Source organism: Lysinibacillus sp. CTST325 (genome assembly GCF_054665055.1).
Genome location: NZ_BAAFHO010000006.1, coordinates 220249 through 236911, shown reverse-complemented (window position 1 = coordinate 236911; position 16663 = coordinate 220249). Strand labels below are relative to the sequence as shown.

The 16663-nt window shown below is 36.2% G+C and carries 19 protein-coding genes and 1 riboswitch; of the genes, 9 read left to right on the top strand and 10 right to left on the bottom strand.

What is annotated here, in order from left to right; all coding sequences use genetic code 11:
• Positions 1-207: 207 nt before the first annotated feature.
• The gene (locus ACYQ73_RS16135) at positions 208-1413 is read left to right on the top strand and encodes a transglutaminase domain-containing protein (RefSeq protein ID WP_460013425.1); all 1206 of its coding nucleotides are present in this window, start codon (positions 208-210) and stop codon (positions 1411-1413) included.
• On the opposite strand, the gene ACYQ73_RS16130 is transcribed toward ACYQ73_RS16135, so the two are convergent.
• From ACYQ73_RS16130 to ytzI, 4 genes are all read right to left on the bottom strand, one after another.
• On the bottom strand, positions 1376-2356 hold the full coding sequence (locus ACYQ73_RS16130) for a metal ABC transporter solute-binding protein, Zn/Mn family (protein WP_460013424.1): 981 nt from the start codon (positions 2354-2356) through the stop codon (positions 1376-1378). The two genes, ACYQ73_RS16135 and ACYQ73_RS16130, sit on opposite strands and share 38 nt — an antisense overlap.
• A gap of 107 nt (positions 2357-2463) precedes the next feature.
• A complete protein-coding gene (gene yidD / locus ACYQ73_RS16125) occupies positions 2464-2697 on the bottom strand; it encodes a membrane protein insertion efficiency factor YidD (protein WP_082172819.1) in 234 nt (77 codons plus the stop codon).
• Positions 2694-2864 (bottom strand): hypothetical protein, encoded by a 171-nt coding sequence (locus ACYQ73_RS16120; RefSeq protein ID WP_460013441.1) that lies wholly within the window; start codon positions 2862-2864, stop codon positions 2694-2696. The genes yidD and ACYQ73_RS16120 overlap by 4 nt, the downstream gene beginning before the upstream one ends.
• A 60-nt stretch (positions 2865-2924) precedes the next feature.
• A complete protein-coding gene (gene ytzI / locus ACYQ73_RS16115; protein WP_460013423.1) occupies positions 2925-3071 on the bottom strand; it encodes a YtzI protein in 147 nt (48 codons plus the stop codon).
• Between the two features lie 135 nt (positions 3072-3206).
• Here ytzI and ACYQ73_RS16110 point away from each other — a divergent pair, with 135 nt between their 5' ends.
• The 3 genes from ACYQ73_RS16110 to ACYQ73_RS16100 all read left to right on the top strand — a co-directional run bounded on the left by ACYQ73_RS16110 (position 3207) and on the right by ACYQ73_RS16100 (position 5104).
• Complete coding sequence (locus tag ACYQ73_RS16110; protein WP_370081996.1) at positions 3207-3524, top strand: transposase; 318 nt, start codon at positions 3207-3209, stop codon at positions 3522-3524.
• A 355-nt stretch (positions 3525-3879) separates the two neighbouring features.
• Positions 3880-4344 (top strand): NUDIX domain-containing protein, encoded by a 465-nt coding sequence (locus tag ACYQ73_RS16105; RefSeq protein WP_460013422.1) that lies wholly within the window; start codon positions 3880-3882, stop codon positions 4342-4344.
• Positions 4328-5104 (top strand): alpha/beta hydrolase family protein, encoded by a 777-nt coding sequence (locus ACYQ73_RS16100; protein ID WP_460013440.1) that lies wholly within the window; start codon positions 4328-4330, stop codon positions 5102-5104. Before ACYQ73_RS16105 ends, ACYQ73_RS16100 begins: the two co-directional genes overlap by 17 nt.
• 222 nt (positions 5105-5326) lie before the next feature.
• Here ACYQ73_RS16100 and ACYQ73_RS16095 read toward each other — a convergent pair whose 3' ends face one another.
• The gene (locus tag ACYQ73_RS16095; protein ID WP_460013421.1) at positions 5327-6283 is read right to left on the bottom strand and encodes an alpha/beta hydrolase; all 957 of its coding nucleotides are present in this window, start codon (positions 6281-6283) and stop codon (positions 5327-5329) included.
• A 219-nt stretch (positions 6284-6502) separates the two neighbouring features.
• On the opposite strand from ACYQ73_RS16095, the gene ACYQ73_RS16090 reads away from it, so the two are divergent.
• Positions 6503-6670, top strand: a complete 168-nt coding sequence (locus ACYQ73_RS16090; RefSeq protein WP_460013420.1) for a hypothetical protein — start codon at positions 6503-6505, stop codon at positions 6668-6670.
• 227 nt (positions 6671-6897) lie between these two features.
• Here ACYQ73_RS16090 and pckA read toward each other — a convergent pair whose 3' ends face one another.
• Positions 6898-8484: a phosphoenolpyruvate carboxykinase (ATP) gene (gene pckA, locus ACYQ73_RS16085; protein WP_460013419.1), complete on the bottom strand. Its 1587-nt coding sequence runs from the start codon at positions 8482-8484 to the stop codon at positions 6898-6900.
• A 745-nt stretch (positions 8485-9229) separates the two neighbouring features.
• Positions 9230-9347: riboswitch (SAM riboswitch) on the top strand.
• Between the two features lie 327 nt (positions 9348-9674).
• On the opposite strand from pckA, the gene metK reads away from it, so the two are divergent.
• Positions 9675-10871 carry a methionine adenosyltransferase gene (gene metK, locus ACYQ73_RS16080; protein WP_460013418.1) on the top strand — a complete coding sequence of 399 codons (1197 nt, stop codon included), beginning with the start codon at positions 9675-9677 and terminating at the stop codon, positions 10869-10871.
• A 170-nt stretch (positions 10872-11041) separates the two neighbouring features.
• Here metK and ACYQ73_RS16075 read toward each other — a convergent pair whose 3' ends face one another.
• The gene (locus ACYQ73_RS16075; RefSeq protein ID WP_142510678.1) at positions 11042-11560 is read right to left on the bottom strand and encodes a gamma carbonic anhydrase; all 519 of its coding nucleotides are present in this window, start codon (positions 11558-11560) and stop codon (positions 11042-11044) included.
• Positions 11561-11695: 135 nt separating this feature from the next.
• Here ACYQ73_RS16075 and ACYQ73_RS16070 point away from each other — a divergent pair, with 135 nt between their 5' ends.
• Complete coding sequence (locus ACYQ73_RS16070; protein ID WP_460013417.1) at positions 11696-12502, top strand: alpha/beta hydrolase; 807 nt, start codon at positions 11696-11698, stop codon at positions 12500-12502.
• Between the two features lie 126 nt (positions 12503-12628).
• Positions 12629-14137, top strand: a complete 1509-nt coding sequence (locus ACYQ73_RS16065; RefSeq protein ID WP_460013416.1) for an alanine/glycine:cation symporter family protein — start codon at positions 12629-12631, stop codon at positions 14135-14137.
• Positions 14138-14251: 114 nt separating this feature from the next.
• Here the strand turns inward: ACYQ73_RS16065 and ACYQ73_RS16060 are convergent, their stop codons facing one another.
• Both ACYQ73_RS16060 and ACYQ73_RS16055 read right to left on the bottom strand, forming a co-directional pair.
• Positions 14252-14665: a DUF6241 domain-containing protein gene (locus tag ACYQ73_RS16060; protein ID WP_460013415.1), complete on the bottom strand. Its 414-nt coding sequence runs from the start codon at positions 14663-14665 to the stop codon at positions 14252-14254.
• Between the two features lie 33 nt (positions 14666-14698).
• The gene (locus ACYQ73_RS16055; protein ID WP_460013414.1) at positions 14699-15352 is read right to left on the bottom strand and encodes a hypothetical protein; all 654 of its coding nucleotides are present in this window, start codon (positions 15350-15352) and stop codon (positions 14699-14701) included.
• A 339-nt stretch (positions 15353-15691) separates the two neighbouring features.
• Between ACYQ73_RS16055 and ACYQ73_RS16050 the strand changes: the two genes are divergently transcribed.
• The gene (locus ACYQ73_RS16050) at positions 15692-15856 is read left to right on the top strand and encodes a hypothetical protein (RefSeq protein ID WP_460013413.1); all 165 of its coding nucleotides are present in this window, start codon (positions 15692-15694) and stop codon (positions 15854-15856) included.
• A 411-nt stretch (positions 15857-16267) separates the two neighbouring features.
• Here the strand turns inward: ACYQ73_RS16050 and ACYQ73_RS16045 are convergent, their stop codons facing one another.
• A complete protein-coding gene (locus ACYQ73_RS16045; RefSeq protein WP_460013412.1) occupies positions 16268-16555 on the bottom strand; it encodes a hypothetical protein in 288 nt (95 codons plus the stop codon).
• Positions 16556-16663 lie beyond the last annotated feature (108 nt).

Sequence of the window (16663 nt, the reverse complement as noted above, 5' to 3'; positions counted from 1 at the left end):
ATAAATATTATAAAAAGCCTGTATCAATGATTGCTTTGTAATCAACGATACAGGCTTTACTAATTGTCCATATATATTTCGTTTCAAAGAGCCTTCTTTATTCGTTGTAAGAGTCAATTTTAGTAAACTTTTAGGATTAAATTAATCATTCATTAACATAATAAGAAATGACAGGCATAAACTAGTTAGTAAAGGAGAAAGACTCATATGAGAAAATATATATATAATGTTGTCATTATATTATTTGTTCTACAAATGAGTCATGTGCAAGTATTCGCAAACTATGAACAAAAGAAAACCGCAACGGCCAATACAATAGAAACACTACAACATCTAATTCAAAAACAAGTCATGCAATTATCTACTGAATTTGATATTCGTTATACTGGTAATACGTCGGAAATAAAAGATGAACTATCAGAGCTTATAAAACATGCTATTCAAGATCCATATATTTACGCCAATATTTCTAGTTTTAAATGGAAATATGATGGCTATGCCAATAATATTGTCATTCGTTTTGAGTTTACCTATCATATTTCACAGGAAGAGGAGGCATTTGTAGAACAGACTTTGACGAATATTATTGTACCTATGCATGGATTAAGTGAATTGCAGAAAATACAGGCTGCACATGATTTTATCGTTCTATCTGCTGAATATTCGAAGGAAACGAAAGGAAGTCAATATTCTCCCTACACTTTGCTTACGGAGAACAAGGGAGTTTGTCAGGCATATGCTCTAGTGCTTTATCGAATGCTAGAGAAGCTAGGCTTTGAGGTACAATATGTACCAGGAAAAGTAGGGGAACAACTACACGCCTGGGTCTTAGTGAAGCTTGATAATGCATGGTATCATATCGATGTTACATGGGATGATCCATTGCCTGATCGTAAGGGTGAGGTCCTTTATAATTATTTTTTAGTGTCTGATCGCCAATTAGCTCAGGATCACTCTTGGGACTATACGAGTTTCCCAGCCGCTACAAGTGAAGCCTATTTTGATTTACAAAAAACGAATAAGGTTGAAGTTCTTACAAAGCCAATACTGGATGGTCATTTTGCCTTTGATAAAGGGCTGTCCATTTTAAGTAAAAATAAACAAACAGTAAAACAATTAATAGAACAGCATAGACTGCTTTTAAAAGGTGATAAAAGCGATACTTCTGTTCAGGTGCATTTAAATGAATGGGAACCAATTATTTTAGAAAGTAATATAGCCCAAGTAAAGGATAGTCGAAAGAAAATACAAATTGCTATCCGTAAGAAAAAAGGGCTAATTAGTATTTATAGAGCAGAAAAACGAATGCCACAAGAAAAGTACGTCATAATAAAGGAGGTGCCCCATACTATGTTCGGGGTACCTCCTTACTCATTTATTTGTGATCATTTAATGCAGTATTTAAAGATTTAATATTTCTCTTCATAAGGGTGAAGTAAGTTTCATTATTCTTTACATCATCTGCTGTCAAAACGCTTAAATTATGCAAGACAAGAGACTCTGCTCCAACCTCTTTTTGGATAACTTCAGCTAATTTAGAAGAGACATTTTGCTCGAATAAAATGTAGTGGATATGCAATTTATTTGCTTTATCAACAATCGCCGTAAGTTCTTTTTGAGAAGGTTCATTTTGTGAGTTTAAACCGGCTATTGGAACTTGCTTTAAGCCGTATTGTCCTGCGATATAGCCAAATGCTGCATGAGATACGAAGAACGTTTTCTCGTGCGCCTTATCAGCCATAGCTTTAAATTCATTGTCTAAATCTTGAAGTTCTTTTACTAATGCCTCGTAGTTAGCTGTAAATGTAGCTTCTTGTTCTGGCATTTTTTTAACTAGAGTGTTTTTAATGGAAAGTGCTAAGTCTTGACTGATAGTTGGAGATAGCCAAACATGTGGATCTACATTACCGTGATCATGGTCATCATGTCCGTGTCCGTCTTCATCTTCGTGATCATCATGTGAGTGACCTGTACTCACTGCTAATTTTTCATCTGAAACCTGATCTGCAGTTGCTACCATAGTTACATCTTCATTAGCTAGAGTCTTTTTGGCATTTTCAACAAAGCCCTCTAGCCCTAAGCCTATATAGAAAAATATATCGGCATCTGCTAATTTCATCATATCTTTTTGTGTTGGCTCAAATGTGTGCTCATTGGCGCCAGCAGGGTAAATAGAAGAAACCTCTACAAAATCGCCACCAATTCGTTGCGCAAAATAACTTAATGGATAGACAGTTGTGTAGATTGTTAATTTATCCTTTGTCTCTGACTGTTTGGATGTAGCTGATTTATTCCCACAGGCAGCAGTGAATAGGGCAAGGACTGCAACTAAAAATAACAAAAATACTTTTTTCATCTTATAGCATACCTCTTTCAAATAGTAATCATTACGGTTTGTTTTTAGAACAGTTCCTATAATAACGCACATCTGATAAAAGTACAAGAAAAAATGACCCTCGAAAATTAATTCTTTTTCGAAGGCCATTTTTCAGGTACTGGATCAAAGCCACCTGGATGGAATGGATGGCATTTTGATATCCGTTTAATTGTTAAATAGAATCCTTTAATGGCACCATGTTTTTGAAAAGCTTCAAGTCCATAGGAGGAGCATGTAGGATGGAAGCGACAGGATGGCGGTGTCATGGGTGATATAAATTTTCTGTAAAACTTAATGAGCCATATAAAGGGATATTTCATAGTTGTTTATCCTTTTGTTGAGCGTTGTTTTGCTTAGGCTTAGCATCGATAGTTTGTGTAAAGAAATTGCTTTTTTTCTTCAACAAGACAATAACAGAAACGCCAAACATAAGCATCATCATTGCGATCATAATGATTATTGGTAATGGTACTCCCATTGCATTCACTCCAAATTCTATTGTTAATACTATTATAAAAGAATGTCTTAAAAAAATGTACAAATTGAACTAGTCATCATCTTGATGAAAGCTTTGCTGTGGTTTTTCATCGACTGTATGTTTAAAAGCATACGCACGATTGACACTTAAAATAGTCGCGACCGTTACTAATATTACGATGATTGTTGCTACAACTAAGAGTGTGATTAAACTCATGGCATTCACTCCGTTCCTTATTCATACTTCTTATTATAAATTAGATAATCTTATTTAGTTGTGAAGGAAGTTTGACATTCCAGCGAATAAAACGCTCCTTTTACCACCATACTATGGTAAAAGGAGTGTTTTGTGATGGAGCGTCAGCGTGTATATTTTTCACTTGCCAATAGAACGTATTATACAAATCCATATGCAGGACAGTGGAACTTTGAACTTAACGTAGATCGCCAAGCATTAGATGTATTTGAAAAGATTTTTCAGCAAATGCAAATGTTAGAAATTGCAAATGCATGGCGTGCGCAATTGCCATATATACAGTATCATCTTGATAGAGAAAATGATGAAATTGATTTGCGATTAAAAAAAATCTATGCACTAGTTCATGAGTATGGGGATGCGGATACGAAGGCATTTGTTGAACAACTTCCATATTTCAATAAACGTGTCTAAAGGTAGGGTCACTGAAAAACATCAGTGACTCTTTTTTATATTGATGAAGCTAATTTCTCTTGGTGGATTAACCATTGTCATAAGAGAAGAGCTCATGTTTTGAGCATTAGTAGATAGGAGTAAAAACATTACAATTTGTGGCACTTTTATTGTTCGAAATCGAATGAACATAGTATTAGATGTGGTATTACTTCTTGTTAAATAGGACGCCTATCGCACCGCTTAATGGAAGTTTATATTAGTGATTTTATCTGTTGATTATAGATACATGAATACACTATAGTGAAATAAAAGATCATCACCGTAACGCTGATTCGACTCAGTGTATGAAATAGAGAAAAAGGAGTTGAAGAGCATGTTTACATTTACAGATTTAAATGGTTTACAAGTGGATTTAAGTTTTAAAAGAGGTGAATTGGACACTGAACCTAAGCATGTACTAGTTTTATTAAAGCATGAAAATAAGTGGTTATGTACGATTCATAAACGACGTGGCGTAGAGGTTCCAGGAGGAAAGCAAGAACCTGGGGAAACATTGGAGCAAGCAGCAATTAGGGAAGTATTCGAGGAGACGGGTGTTCATGTGAAAAATCTTAAATGGTTTGCAGAATACGCCGTTCATGATGACATCTTATTTTGTAAAACGGTCTTTACTGCACAGTTTGCGGGGCAGGAGGACATTGAATTTGATTTAGAAACTTCAGGGATGACTTGGCTAACGGATGAAGAATTTACGCATCATCCAAATTTAAGCTTTCATATGAAGGATGCAGGTATGCAGAAAATGCTGGAGGAGTTGAAGCATTATGACCAATGGTAAGATCGTTGGAAAACGTCCTTATCCTTCGCCTAATCCAGCTATTCGTTTAACGGAAATCACGTATATGTCACAGGGTCTACGTGTGAAAGGATTACTAGCGGAGCCTAAGGCAGAAGGTACATATGATGGCTTTTTATATTTACGGGGAGGCATGCAAAGCATTGGCATGGTTAGACCTTCACGTGTCGCACAGTTTGCAGCTCAAGGCTTTATCGTTTTTGCTCCATATTACCGTGGCAATCGAGGTGGAGAAGGACGAGATGAGTTTGCAGGAGCGGATCGTTATGATGCTGTATACGCAGTAGACGTACTAAAACAGTTCTGTAATGATAATATTCATGTTTTTGGTTTTTCACGTGGTGGTATTATGGCACTTTGGACTGCGATCTTGCGTAGAGATATTACATCCGTTGTGACATGGGCAGGGGTATCTGATGCAACAGCTACATATTGGGAGCGGACAGATATGCGCAGGATGATGAAGCGGGTTATTGGAGGGACGCCTAATCGTGTACCAGGTGCTTATGATGCTCGAACACCACTTTTCGAGATAGAGCACATTACGGCTCCAGTACTTATTATTCATGGCTATCGTGATGAAAATGTAGATATTGAACATGCGAGACAATTAGAATTTTATTTAAAGGATGCTAATAAAAGATATGAAACATGGTATGATCTTCGCTATGCTCATCAGTATCCACCAGCAAAAAATCGAGCAACAGTACATGCACTTTGTGAATGGATGAAACATCAATAGATATAAAGGTCTACCATTTCCTTCATTGCTTGAACCAACGTAGGATAAAATTAGAAAATTAACTCCATTTTGATTAACTCTTTTTCAAAATGGAGTTTTTTGTTTGAAAAAAGTTCAAGTAGGCCGAAGAACTGCTCGGGTCAAGTATAAAACTGATCAGATAGACCAAAAAAACGTTCAGGTGCTTAACTGCAGGCACCTGAACGGTAGAAAAAAAGATATTTACTCTATATATTTTGCTAAGAAGTTGTTAATAGTTTTCCAATAAGCGTCTCCAGCAACGCTTTCTGCACGGCTATGTCCGGCACCCTCAACTATAAATTTCTCCTTCGGTACATTGGCAGCCTCATATACTTCATCTAGCATTTCAGATGGAACAAATGTATCATTACTTCCATGAATGAATAGCATAGGTGTTTTCGATTTCGCTACTTGCTTGACGCTATCAGCTTCACCAAGCGTATAGTCAGCTTTTAACTTCGTTACAATTGAAGAAAACTGCATAATAGGAAATTCAGGTAAATTAAAGAGTGCTTGCAATTGATAGGAGAATTCATCCCAAACTGAGGAATAACCACAATCCTCAATAATAGCCTTAACATTGCTAGGTAGATCCTCTCCTGAGGCCATCATCACTGTAGCACCTCCCATGGAAACACCATACAATACAATTTCAGCGTTTTTTTCAGAACTGATAACATTGTTAATCCAAGAGACCACATCAAGTCGATCATGCCAACCCATACCGATATAGTCACCCTCACTTTTTCCATGAGCTCTTGCATCAGGTACGAGAACATTGTAGCCTTTATCATAAAAATACTTAGCATACTTTGTCATTTGTGAGCCATCTGATGAATATCCATGGAAAACAATTGCCCATTTATTTGTGTCGGTTGTATTTTTAAGTGTATAGGCATGTAATTTTAAATCATCGAAAGACTGTATATAAGAGTCCTTGTAATTCTCTTTAAACCACTTCTCGCTCTCTTCTTTTTCTTTAGCATCCTTAGGACTAACAGCAATAGAATTGTGCGGAGCATTAAACACATCTGATTTGTCAGTATTAGGATTTAAGGCGAAATTATAAAAATAATTCCCTGCAAAAAATCCAGCCACAACAAACAATACTAATAGCAGACTGACAATGGTAATAATCACTTTATATTTTTTTTTCATATGTATCCTCCTAAAACTACTATTATGAATTATACACAAAGTTACTAATATGAAAAGTAGAATTCTATAAAATAGGGGAGATAAAAAAGGGAACGATTCTAATTGTTCCCTTTGCATGTTGTTGAAATACATGAAATTAAGGTGTCTTAAAGTATGACTCTTCGGCAAAACGAGGGAGTTGATTTCCGTTCCGACTGAGCGCTTTCCTGGGGGCGTCCGATGAGCCGCTTCACTCGCGCTGCTCGCTCCAGGGTCTCGGGCCAACACGATGTTGGTCACGAAGGCGTTATCACAGGACGTGATGGTTTTAGCCTTCGTTCCTCTATTGCTGATCCCCAAGGAGTCGCTCTGTCTCCACTCCAATCAACGCGTCACTCTAATTTATAGTAATAAAACAAAACTTCAGGCAACAGGGTTTTTTTGTGAAAGTGAAGCGTCAGCAACAATGGTTTATCTATGCGAAAGCGGCCAGATGCTTGCTCTCAGGAAAGCGAGTAACATGGAACGGAAATCACCCTCATTTAAAGCTCCAAAACATTCACAAAGATTTGCTTGACCATATTTTTAACATAAAAAAGGGAACGACTATTAAATCGTTCCCTTTGCTTAGTAAATTATTTTAATGGACCGCCAAGTTTAGTGATAGCTTCAGAAACATTTGAGAATTTCTTGAAGTTTTCGTTGAATAAACCAGCAAGTTCAGCAGCTTTTTTATCATAAGCAGCTTTGTCTGCCCATGCATCACGAGGATTAAGCACTTCTGTTGGTACACCTTCAATAGAAGTTGGAATGTTTAATCCGAATACTGAATCTTGAATTGTTTCAACATCAGTTAATTTGCCATCGATTGCAGCACGTACCATTGCACGAGTGTAAGAAAGCTTCATACGGCTACCAGTACCATATTCGCCACCAGTCCAACCAGTGTTCACTAAGAATACTTGTGCACCGTGCTCGTCAATTTTTTGACCTAACATTTCAGCATAAACTGTTGCTGGAAGTGGAAGGAATGGAGAACCGAAGCAAGTTGAGAATACTGGTTCTGGCTCTGTTACACCACGTTCTGTACCAGCAAGTTTAGACGTGAAACCGCTTAGGAAGTGGTACATTGCTTGCTCTTTTGTTAATTTACTGATTGGAGGTAATACACCAAATGCATCAGCTGTTAAGAAGATGATTGTTTTTGGGTGACCTGCAACAGATGGATCAACAATATTTTCAATGTATTGAATTGGATAAGCTACACGTGTATTTTCTGTTAATGAACCATCATCATAGTCACAAACTCGAGTTTCTGGATCAACAGCTACGTTTTCTAGAACAGAACCGAAGCGGATTGCATTGTAGATTTCTGGTTCTTTTTCAGCAGAAAGGTTAATTGTTTTTGCATAGCAACCGCCCTCAATGTTGAATACACCGTTATCAGACCAACCGTGTTCATCGTCACCGATAAGCTTACGGTCAGGATCAGCTGATAAAGTAGTTTTACCAGTACCAGATAAACCGAAGAATAATGCAACATCACCAGCTTCACCAACGTTTGCTGAGCAGTGCATTGAAAGGATGCCTTGTTGTGGTAACAAGTAGTTCATAATACCAAAAATAGATTTTTTGATTTCACCAGCGTATTCAGTACCACCGATTAGGATAATTTTCTTTTCAAGTGATACAATGATGAATGTTTCAGAAGCAGTGCCATCAATAGCAGGATCTGCTTTAAAGTTAGGAGCTGAAATAACTGTGAAGTCAGCAACATGAGAAGCTAATTCTTCTTTAGTTGGACGGATAAATAATTGATGAGCGAAAAGATTGTGCCAAGCATATTCATTGATGACTTGGATGCTTAATTGCGAATCTTTGTCAGCACCAGCAAAGCCTTTGAATACGAATAATTCGTCACGTTCTTTTAAATATTTTACTACTTTTACATATAAGTTATCGAACACTTCAGAAGAAATTGGTCGGTTAACTTTGCCCCAGTCAATTTTATCTTTTGTGCTATCTTCTTCTACCGTATATTTATCTTTAGGTGAACGACCAGTGTATTTGCCAGTTTCTGCACGAACTGCGCCATCTACTGTTAACATAGCTTCACCACGAGATGTAGCTTTTTCAGCTAATTGTGGTACTGAAAGTTGAACATTAATGTTACCGCCGTTTAATAATTCCTTCAGTTCGTTTGCAATTTCTACTGAATTCATCGATTAAATACCATCCTTTTTTATAGTATTCCCTTGAGTCTGGGGAGATTTTCTTAATTTCAAAAATAGTATAACACAATTGCTTAAATAATCTATACTAATTCAGAAATTATTTTTCAGATTTTATTACTTTTCAAGAAAACGACAAAAAGTAAATTTATTCGTTTTGATAATGCTTTTTACCCTATTTATAAGTGATTACACATTCACTTTCGACACAGCAAAATTGTGTTTGGAAGCTTTTGGCTAACATGGGGTTCGCACAGGATGTGAAGTTTTAGCTTGTTTTTTTATTAGTTGGAGCTTGTCTTCGACTAAAAAGGGGCTACAATCATATTCATCCACCACATGTTCTGTAGCTAACGCTTTGCTTTTGCTACAAAATGTGCTGTAAAGGGTTACACATATGTTAACACATGATGTGAGGTGGAGAGTAGGGATTATTTTGTTTTAATTTACAATATTATGCAATTTAGTTTCTGTATAAAACCCATACTTTCTTTATAAGAATACAATCAATTATGCCATGGCATAATTTTCGTCCGGAGGCTTTAGGCCAACAAATGTTTTTTGCGCGAAAGCGAAGTGCAAACGTAGCGACAGCAACAGATGTTTTTTGTAGATGAATTGCCAAAGGACGTGGCGTTCTTAGACGGAGTTCCTCTATTTCAGCGACTCGCTGAAGGAAGATAAAAATATTTGACAATGTTCGACCTTTTACGTATTATGAGATATTGAACGGATACTCTTATCCCGAGCTGGTGGAGGGTCAGGCCCTGTGAAACCCGGCAACCTGCATGAATCATTTCACGACATGCGCTGGTGCCAATCTGATGCAAGGGGAACCCCTTGAACGATAAGAGTGAAAGGTTACGAAGTCATTATTCCTTTCCTCATGTTAAGTAAGCGTGAGAAAAGGATTTTTTTTATTGTTAAAAACGAATTAAAGGTAAGTGTACAGTCCTTTCCTTATTATAATGACGGATCTTTCGAAAATCCTCGTGTTAAAAGCAGCAGCTGTTTATTTGTGCGAAAGCGTAGTGACAGCAACAATTGTTTTACTTGTGCAAACGTGCAACGACAGCAACAACGGCTTGAGAGTTCAATCCTTAGGGGCGAACTTGACATGGGTAATGAGTACCGTATTAATTCGCAAATATTATTTGTAAAAGTAATAGGAGGAAAATCAAATGACAAACCGTCGACTTTTTACATCAGAGAGTGTAACAGAAGGACATCCAGACAAAATTTGTGACCAAATTTCGGATGCCATTTTAGATGCTATTTTAGCAGAAGATCCAAACGCGCGTGTAGCGTGTGAAACAACAGTAACAACAGGCTTAGCATTAGTAGCAGGAGAAATTACTACTTCTACTTATGTAGATATTAAAGGTATCGTTCGTGATACTGTAGCAGAAATCGGTTATACACGTGGAAAATACGGCTTTGATGCTGAAAACCTAGCAGTACTTGTTGCTATTGGCGAGCAATCACCTGATATTGCTCAAGGTGTTGACCAAGCATTAGAGGCGCGTGAAGGCTCTATGACAGACGCTGACATTGAAGCAATTGGCGCAGGTGACCAAGGTTTAATGTTCGGTTATGCATGTAATGAAACGCCAGAGCTTATGCCATTACCAATTAGTTTAGCGCATAAATTAGCTCGTCGTTTAACGGAAGTACGTAAATCTGGTGAACTAGCATATTTACGTCCAGATGGAAAAACGCAAGTAACAGTTGAATATGATGAAAACAATGTACCAGTTCACGTTGATACGATTGTAATTTCAACACAGCATGATGAAGAAGCTACACTTGAGCAAATTCAAGCAGACTTAAAAGAATTCGTTATTGCTCCAGTTGTTCCAAGTGAATTACTAGATGCCGATACTAAATATTTCATCAACCCAACTGGCCGTTTCGTAATTGGTGGTCCTAAAGGGGATGCTGGTCTAACTGGACGAAAAATCATCGTTGATACATACGGTGGCTATGCACGTCATGGTGGAGGTGCTTTCTCAGGTAAGGACGCAACTAAGGTAGACCGTTCAGCGGCATATGCAGCACGCTATGTGGCAAAAAATATCGTAGCTGCTGGTTTAGCTGATCGAGCTGAAGTGCAACTAGCTTATGCGATTGGTGTTGCTCAACCCGTATCTATAGCTGTTGATACATTCGGAACAGGAAAAGTTACGGAAAGTGAAATTGTAAAATGGGTACGCGAGCTATTTGATCTACGCCCAGCGGGGATTATTAAAATGCTTAACCTTCGTCGTCCTATTTATAAGCAAACTGCCGCATATGGTCACTTCGGTCGTACAGATTTAAATGTACCTTGGGAACAAACAGACAAAGCTGACGCATTAAAAGAAAAAGCAGGTTTATAACTATTCAGCTAAAGCAATGAAGTAGCTGGAAAAATATTTTAAAATACTATTACAGAAAGGGGCTCAACATTTAAATAGCCCCTTTCACTGTTTTTAACGAAAAAATAAGCTCCTACTCATGTATGGCTCGATTGCTCGAGCAAATGTGGAGCTGCTTTGATTTAGTTAAATTAATTTTTTGGTTGAAGAGATTTATAGTATTGACCCTTTTCTACATATTCACGTATGATGCGTTCCATATCTTCTTTATCTTCATCATTTAATTCTCTTACAACCTTTGCAGGACGGCCTAGTGCTAAGCTATTTGGAGGAATGACTTTGCCCGGAGGTACAAGACTACCCGCTCCTATGAATGCACCCTCACCAATCTCCGCTCCGTCTAATACTATAGAGCCCATACCTATTAAGGCTTTTTTTCGAATCGTGCAGCTATGTAAAGTTACTTGATGTCCTACTGTTACTTCATCTTCAATAATTAATGGATATTTGGGGCTTTGATGTAAGCAACAGAGGTCTTGAATACTAACTCTTTTTCCTATAATTGTTGGTGATACATCCCCTCGAATAACTGTGTTAAACCAAATCGTTGTTTCAGCACCTATTGTAACGTCACCAGTAACGGTTGCATAATCGGCAATAAAAACGGATGGATCGATATTTGGCTTTTTACCTTTAAATGGATAGATCATTAGGATCGCCTCTTTTCTTTCTATGATGTAATATTATCGTATCAAATACGCAACTTGATGGAAATATAAAATTAAAATGAGCTAGATATTCCGATATAATCATTGTGTAATTATTTTTTAGGAGGACTATGTGAAATGTGGAAATGGGAAGCTGATGGACAAGCAAAGGCTGTGGTTGCTATTCTTCATGGTGCATATGAAAATCACCGATGGTATGCATGGCTTATTGAAAAACTTAGATTGGAAGGCTTCCACATAGTTATGGGGGATTTACCTAATCATGGAGTAAATGTAGGATTTTCTCGTGTTCACGATGAAGATTTTAAAGAATACAACAAATATACAAGGCATTTAATGGAGAATGCTTTTTCGTATAATTTACCCGTGTTTTTAATAGGACATGGGCTTGGTGCGACTCTATTACTACATACCATGCAAAAACGAAAATATGAATGCGCAGGGATTATCATAACTTCACCTTGGCTTCAGTTAAAGCTATTGCCAGGTAAACTATCAAATGCTTTAACTAGTTTAAGTGCCCTGACTGCCAATGTGAAGCTGACCCATGAAATTACATTAGAATCGTTAACGCGCAGTGTAGAAGGTAGAGATGAGATGAAAGATGAGGTTCCTTTTTCGTCCGTTGTTTCAGTGAAATGGTATCGAGAACTACAGCAAATGATGCGTAATTTAGTGTTATTGCCTAAGGCTGAATTCCCTAATATGCCGATGTTAGTTATGACAGCTGAAAAAGATAAAATTACTGAAACTAAACAAACACGTAATTGGCTTCATCAAATGGAGTTTACAGAGTTTCAATTCAAAGAATGGGAAAACTGTTATCATAATCTATTTCATGAAGTAGAGCGTGACGAGATTTTTGTTTATATACGTGATTTTATTAATAATGCTCTTCGAAGAATTGGCTATATAATTGAATAGTGAATTACCTCTCCAATTAACTAGAAAATTACTAACTTTTTATTACTTGAATATAATGTTGTAATTTTCAGAAAAGTGTAATACTATAATGACTTAAAGTTATATTTTTCACATTGGAGGGGTAAAATGGAAACAATCGTTGGGAAAATTAATGAGATTTTATGGGGACCGTGGTTTATTTATGGCATTTTGTTAATTGGGCTCTTCTTTTCAATTATTACGCGGTTCCTACAAGTAAGACACATTAAAGATATGTTTGTTTTAATGTTTAAAGGCGAAAAATCGGATAAAGGGATTTCATCTTTCCAAGCGATGTCTATCGCATTATCTGGTCGAGTAGGTACAGGTAATATTGCCGGTACTGCTACAGCAATCGGGATGGGGGGACCTGGTGCTGTTTTTTGGATGTGGGCAATCGCCTTTATCGGTGCGGCAACTGCTTACGTTGAGTCGACGTTGGCTCAAATTTATAAAGAAGAGAAAGATACAGAATATCGTGGCGGGCCAGCTTTTTACATAGAAAAAGGAATGGGGCAAAAGTGGTTTGCAGTTATTTTTGCTGTTGCCGCATTAGCTGCCATGTTAATTTTGATGCCGGGTGTTCAATCGAATGCAATTGCGACAGCTGTTGAAAACGCTTTCGATGTTAAGACTTGGATTACAGGACTTGTTATTGTCGTATTATTAGGTACTATTATTATCGGTGGTGTTAAATGGATTGCCAATGCTGCACAGATCATTGTACCGTTTATGGCATTAGCCTATATTCTGATGGCCATCATTATTATTGCAATGAATATTAAAGAAGTACCAGCTGTATTTGGATTAATTTTTTCTAGCGCATTTGGTGCGCATGAAATCTTTGGTGGTATTATTGGCTCCGCTATTGCATGGGGGGTTAAACGTGGTATTTATTCAAATGAAGCAGGTCAAGGAACAGGTGCGCATCCGGCAGCGGCAGCAGAAGTATCACACCCTGCTAAACAAGGTATCGTTCAAGCAGCTTCTGTGTATATTGACACTCTATTAATCTGTTCAGCTACAGCATTTATGATTTTATTTACTGGTATGTATAATGTACACGATGAAAAAGCAGCAGATGGCGCTGATTCATATGTTTATGTTGGTGATTTCAATAAAGGCGGATTAACGGGAGAAGAACAAATAACATTTGCGAAAAGTATTAAAGAAGGTGCAGCCTTCACACAATATGCAGTCGATTCTTCACTACCAGGTTTTGGTGGACCATTCGTAGCAATTGCCTTATTCTTCTTTGCTTTTACGACAATTATGGCATACTACTACATTGCCGAAACAAATGTGGCTTATTTATTCTCAGGAGCTACAGAAAAAGTCGTCATATGGCTTGCTAAATTTGCAATTTTAATTTCTGCGTTTTACGGTACAGTCCGCACATCCGATCTTGCTTGGGCGATGGGGGATGTTGGATTAGGCCTAATGGTTTGGATTAACGTTTTAGCGATTTTAATTATTATGAAGCCTGCTATAGTCGCATTAAAGGACTATGAGAAACAGAAAAAAGAAGGAAAAGATCCTGTTTTTGATCCTCGTAAACTGGGAATTAAAGGTGCAGATTTCTGGGTAGATTATAATGAAAAACGTAAAAATAAATAGATAATAGAGGTCAAAACCTTAAAAAGCGTGAGAAATCAATGTTAGGAATGTTGATTTCTCGCGCTTTTCTGATGTGAAATTTTTTTAATTTTGCTGTGAAAACATACTTATGACTCAGTCTCTTGCTACTGGAATACCAAAGACTTGGAATATATAGTCTTGTTCTTGCTCTTTTGTAGCAATACCAATGGCTAGTCCACCTTCTTTTGTTCCTTGAATATGCCACATATCATTATGGTCTTTATCAACCGATTTAAAATCACCTTGTTTCCAACGATTTAATATATCTAAATATTTATCGCTGTGTTCATATTTAGCTTTATTTTCCTCTACCATTTGCAGTAAAGTGTCAATGCTTTCAGGTGTAATCATAATTGATGATTTTTTCTCATCAGCAATAATCTTTTGATGTGACATTTCTTGAATAACTTCTTGAATTAGATTCTCAACAAAGGGTTCATCTTCACTTTTCCATTCATCAATCCATTTGGAAAACGTAGTCTCTTCCCAATCAAACCGCGTATCCACTGTCGTTTATAGTCTGAGACTGTAAACAAAGTTTTACCATTTAGAAACTGCTGTTCCAACATAAATGGCTTTTGCTTTTTTATCAAACGAAGATTTATTTGCCCAAATTTCAGTTTTCACATGGAATCCTTGAGAAGAATACCAAGTTGTAACCTTTAGATACTGTCCTACAACTGCTGGTGGAAAATCTTCAATTACACCAATACTAGTAAGACCATAATAAGTTATGAATCCTAAATATGCTTTGCCTAAAACGAATCCAATTTTACTTTTTTTGAAGTAATACTCAATTGCGGCACCTAAACCTACAACTACAAAATATTCAGCTCCAGCCTCTAATTTACTAACTTCATGATATGTTACTTCTTTTTTATCAGGATAATTAAATACTGACTTAAGATGTTTGCTCTCCGTGTATCTTCCTGAAAGTTTAGCAACAACATTTTGAGTTCCAATAGCATTAACTTTTGGTTTAGGAAGAGTAATAGTATGAGTACCAACAGTATTAGCTACTGTTGTAAAACTACTATCACTTAATCGATAATTACTTGGCCATTCGTAGCCAATAGAAATGCCTTTTTTCCCTGCATCTTTTACCTTTACTTTATAAGTTACTTTAATTGTTCCATTAGTGTTTTTTGTAACACCTGTTACTGCAATATTTGCATCAATGACAGCACTAGCCATAAATAAAACACTCCTTTTTATAGTTTTTGATGTACATCTATTATATATAGTGTAAATATTAACGTTAAAAACAACCATTCAATTAAATTAATTTTAAGAAAGAAGAATCCAGTAGACTTTTTTACTATTTTTGAACTAAGAGTTTAAAGAGATAGCATCAAGCTGTCCCTTTTTGATACCATATTTTTAAATAAAAGAAAGAGCAGGAGGAAAAGCGCTTAAATTAGTTATAGGGTTAGGTAGAACCAACTTATTTAGGTCTCGCAACAAATCGATATTACTTAAACTAAAAGAGGCAAGCTCAAAATGAGGTAGAATTTTAAATTTGGAGGGAAATGTGTGAAGAAAAAAATAAGATTTGGTTTGTTTGCAATTGGTATAGTAATGATGTTAATAGGTATGACTTATTTATTGGGGTATTCAACAAATGAATTTTTAAAGTATCCTTTGTATTTAGGAATGTTATTAATAGTTATATTTTTCCCTATCCATAAAAAATATTAAAAAGAAAGTAAGTTCTCGATCTTTTCGACGAGAGCTTTACTTATTAGCAATAGCAATATAAAAAAGCATAAGTGGTTTCAGGGTTAGAAAAATCCTTCTTTCATGATAAACAAAATATTTTTGTCATTTTAAGCCGTTTAAAATCAAAGCGCTTTTATAAAGTAATGGTATGTTTGCTCAGGTAAGTTAGATATTAGTTTTATATAATTTCTACTTTAAGCAAATCCCCCATGAAAAATGCTAAAGAGCATTTTCTTGGGGGATTTGTTCATTTTTTTGCTAGTATTAATAGTGAAGTTAAAGGTATTAAAAGAAGAGTATATAAAACAAAAGATGTATCTAGTTCAAAAAAGAAGTTATTAATAATGATATATATAATGCTTATGGATAAAAAAATTCTAAAAGTTATATCTAACCTTTTTTTGCAAGGATAAGTTCTTTTTCATCTTGGTTTTCATTTTTTTTATCTATTAAATTAATTGTTGTTAGTACAAAAGCTAGTATTGACCATAGTACAAAATTACTTTTAAGGAAGAGTAGAAAAATTGAAAGTACCAGTAATAAATAGGGTAATGGACTTGATATAAATATTTTTTTTGTGATTTTCACCCCCCCTTTTTTTAAGATTATATACCATAATGGATGTATAACTATTTGGGGGGCAATTGGAATGTCTTCACTGAATTTTTGTGGCGACAAAATGCGAGCGAGTAAAACAAAGAAGACGCTGAGACATAACTGCTCAAAACCTTAAAAAGCGTGAGAAATCAATGTTAGAAACGTTGATCTCTCACACTTTACTGATGT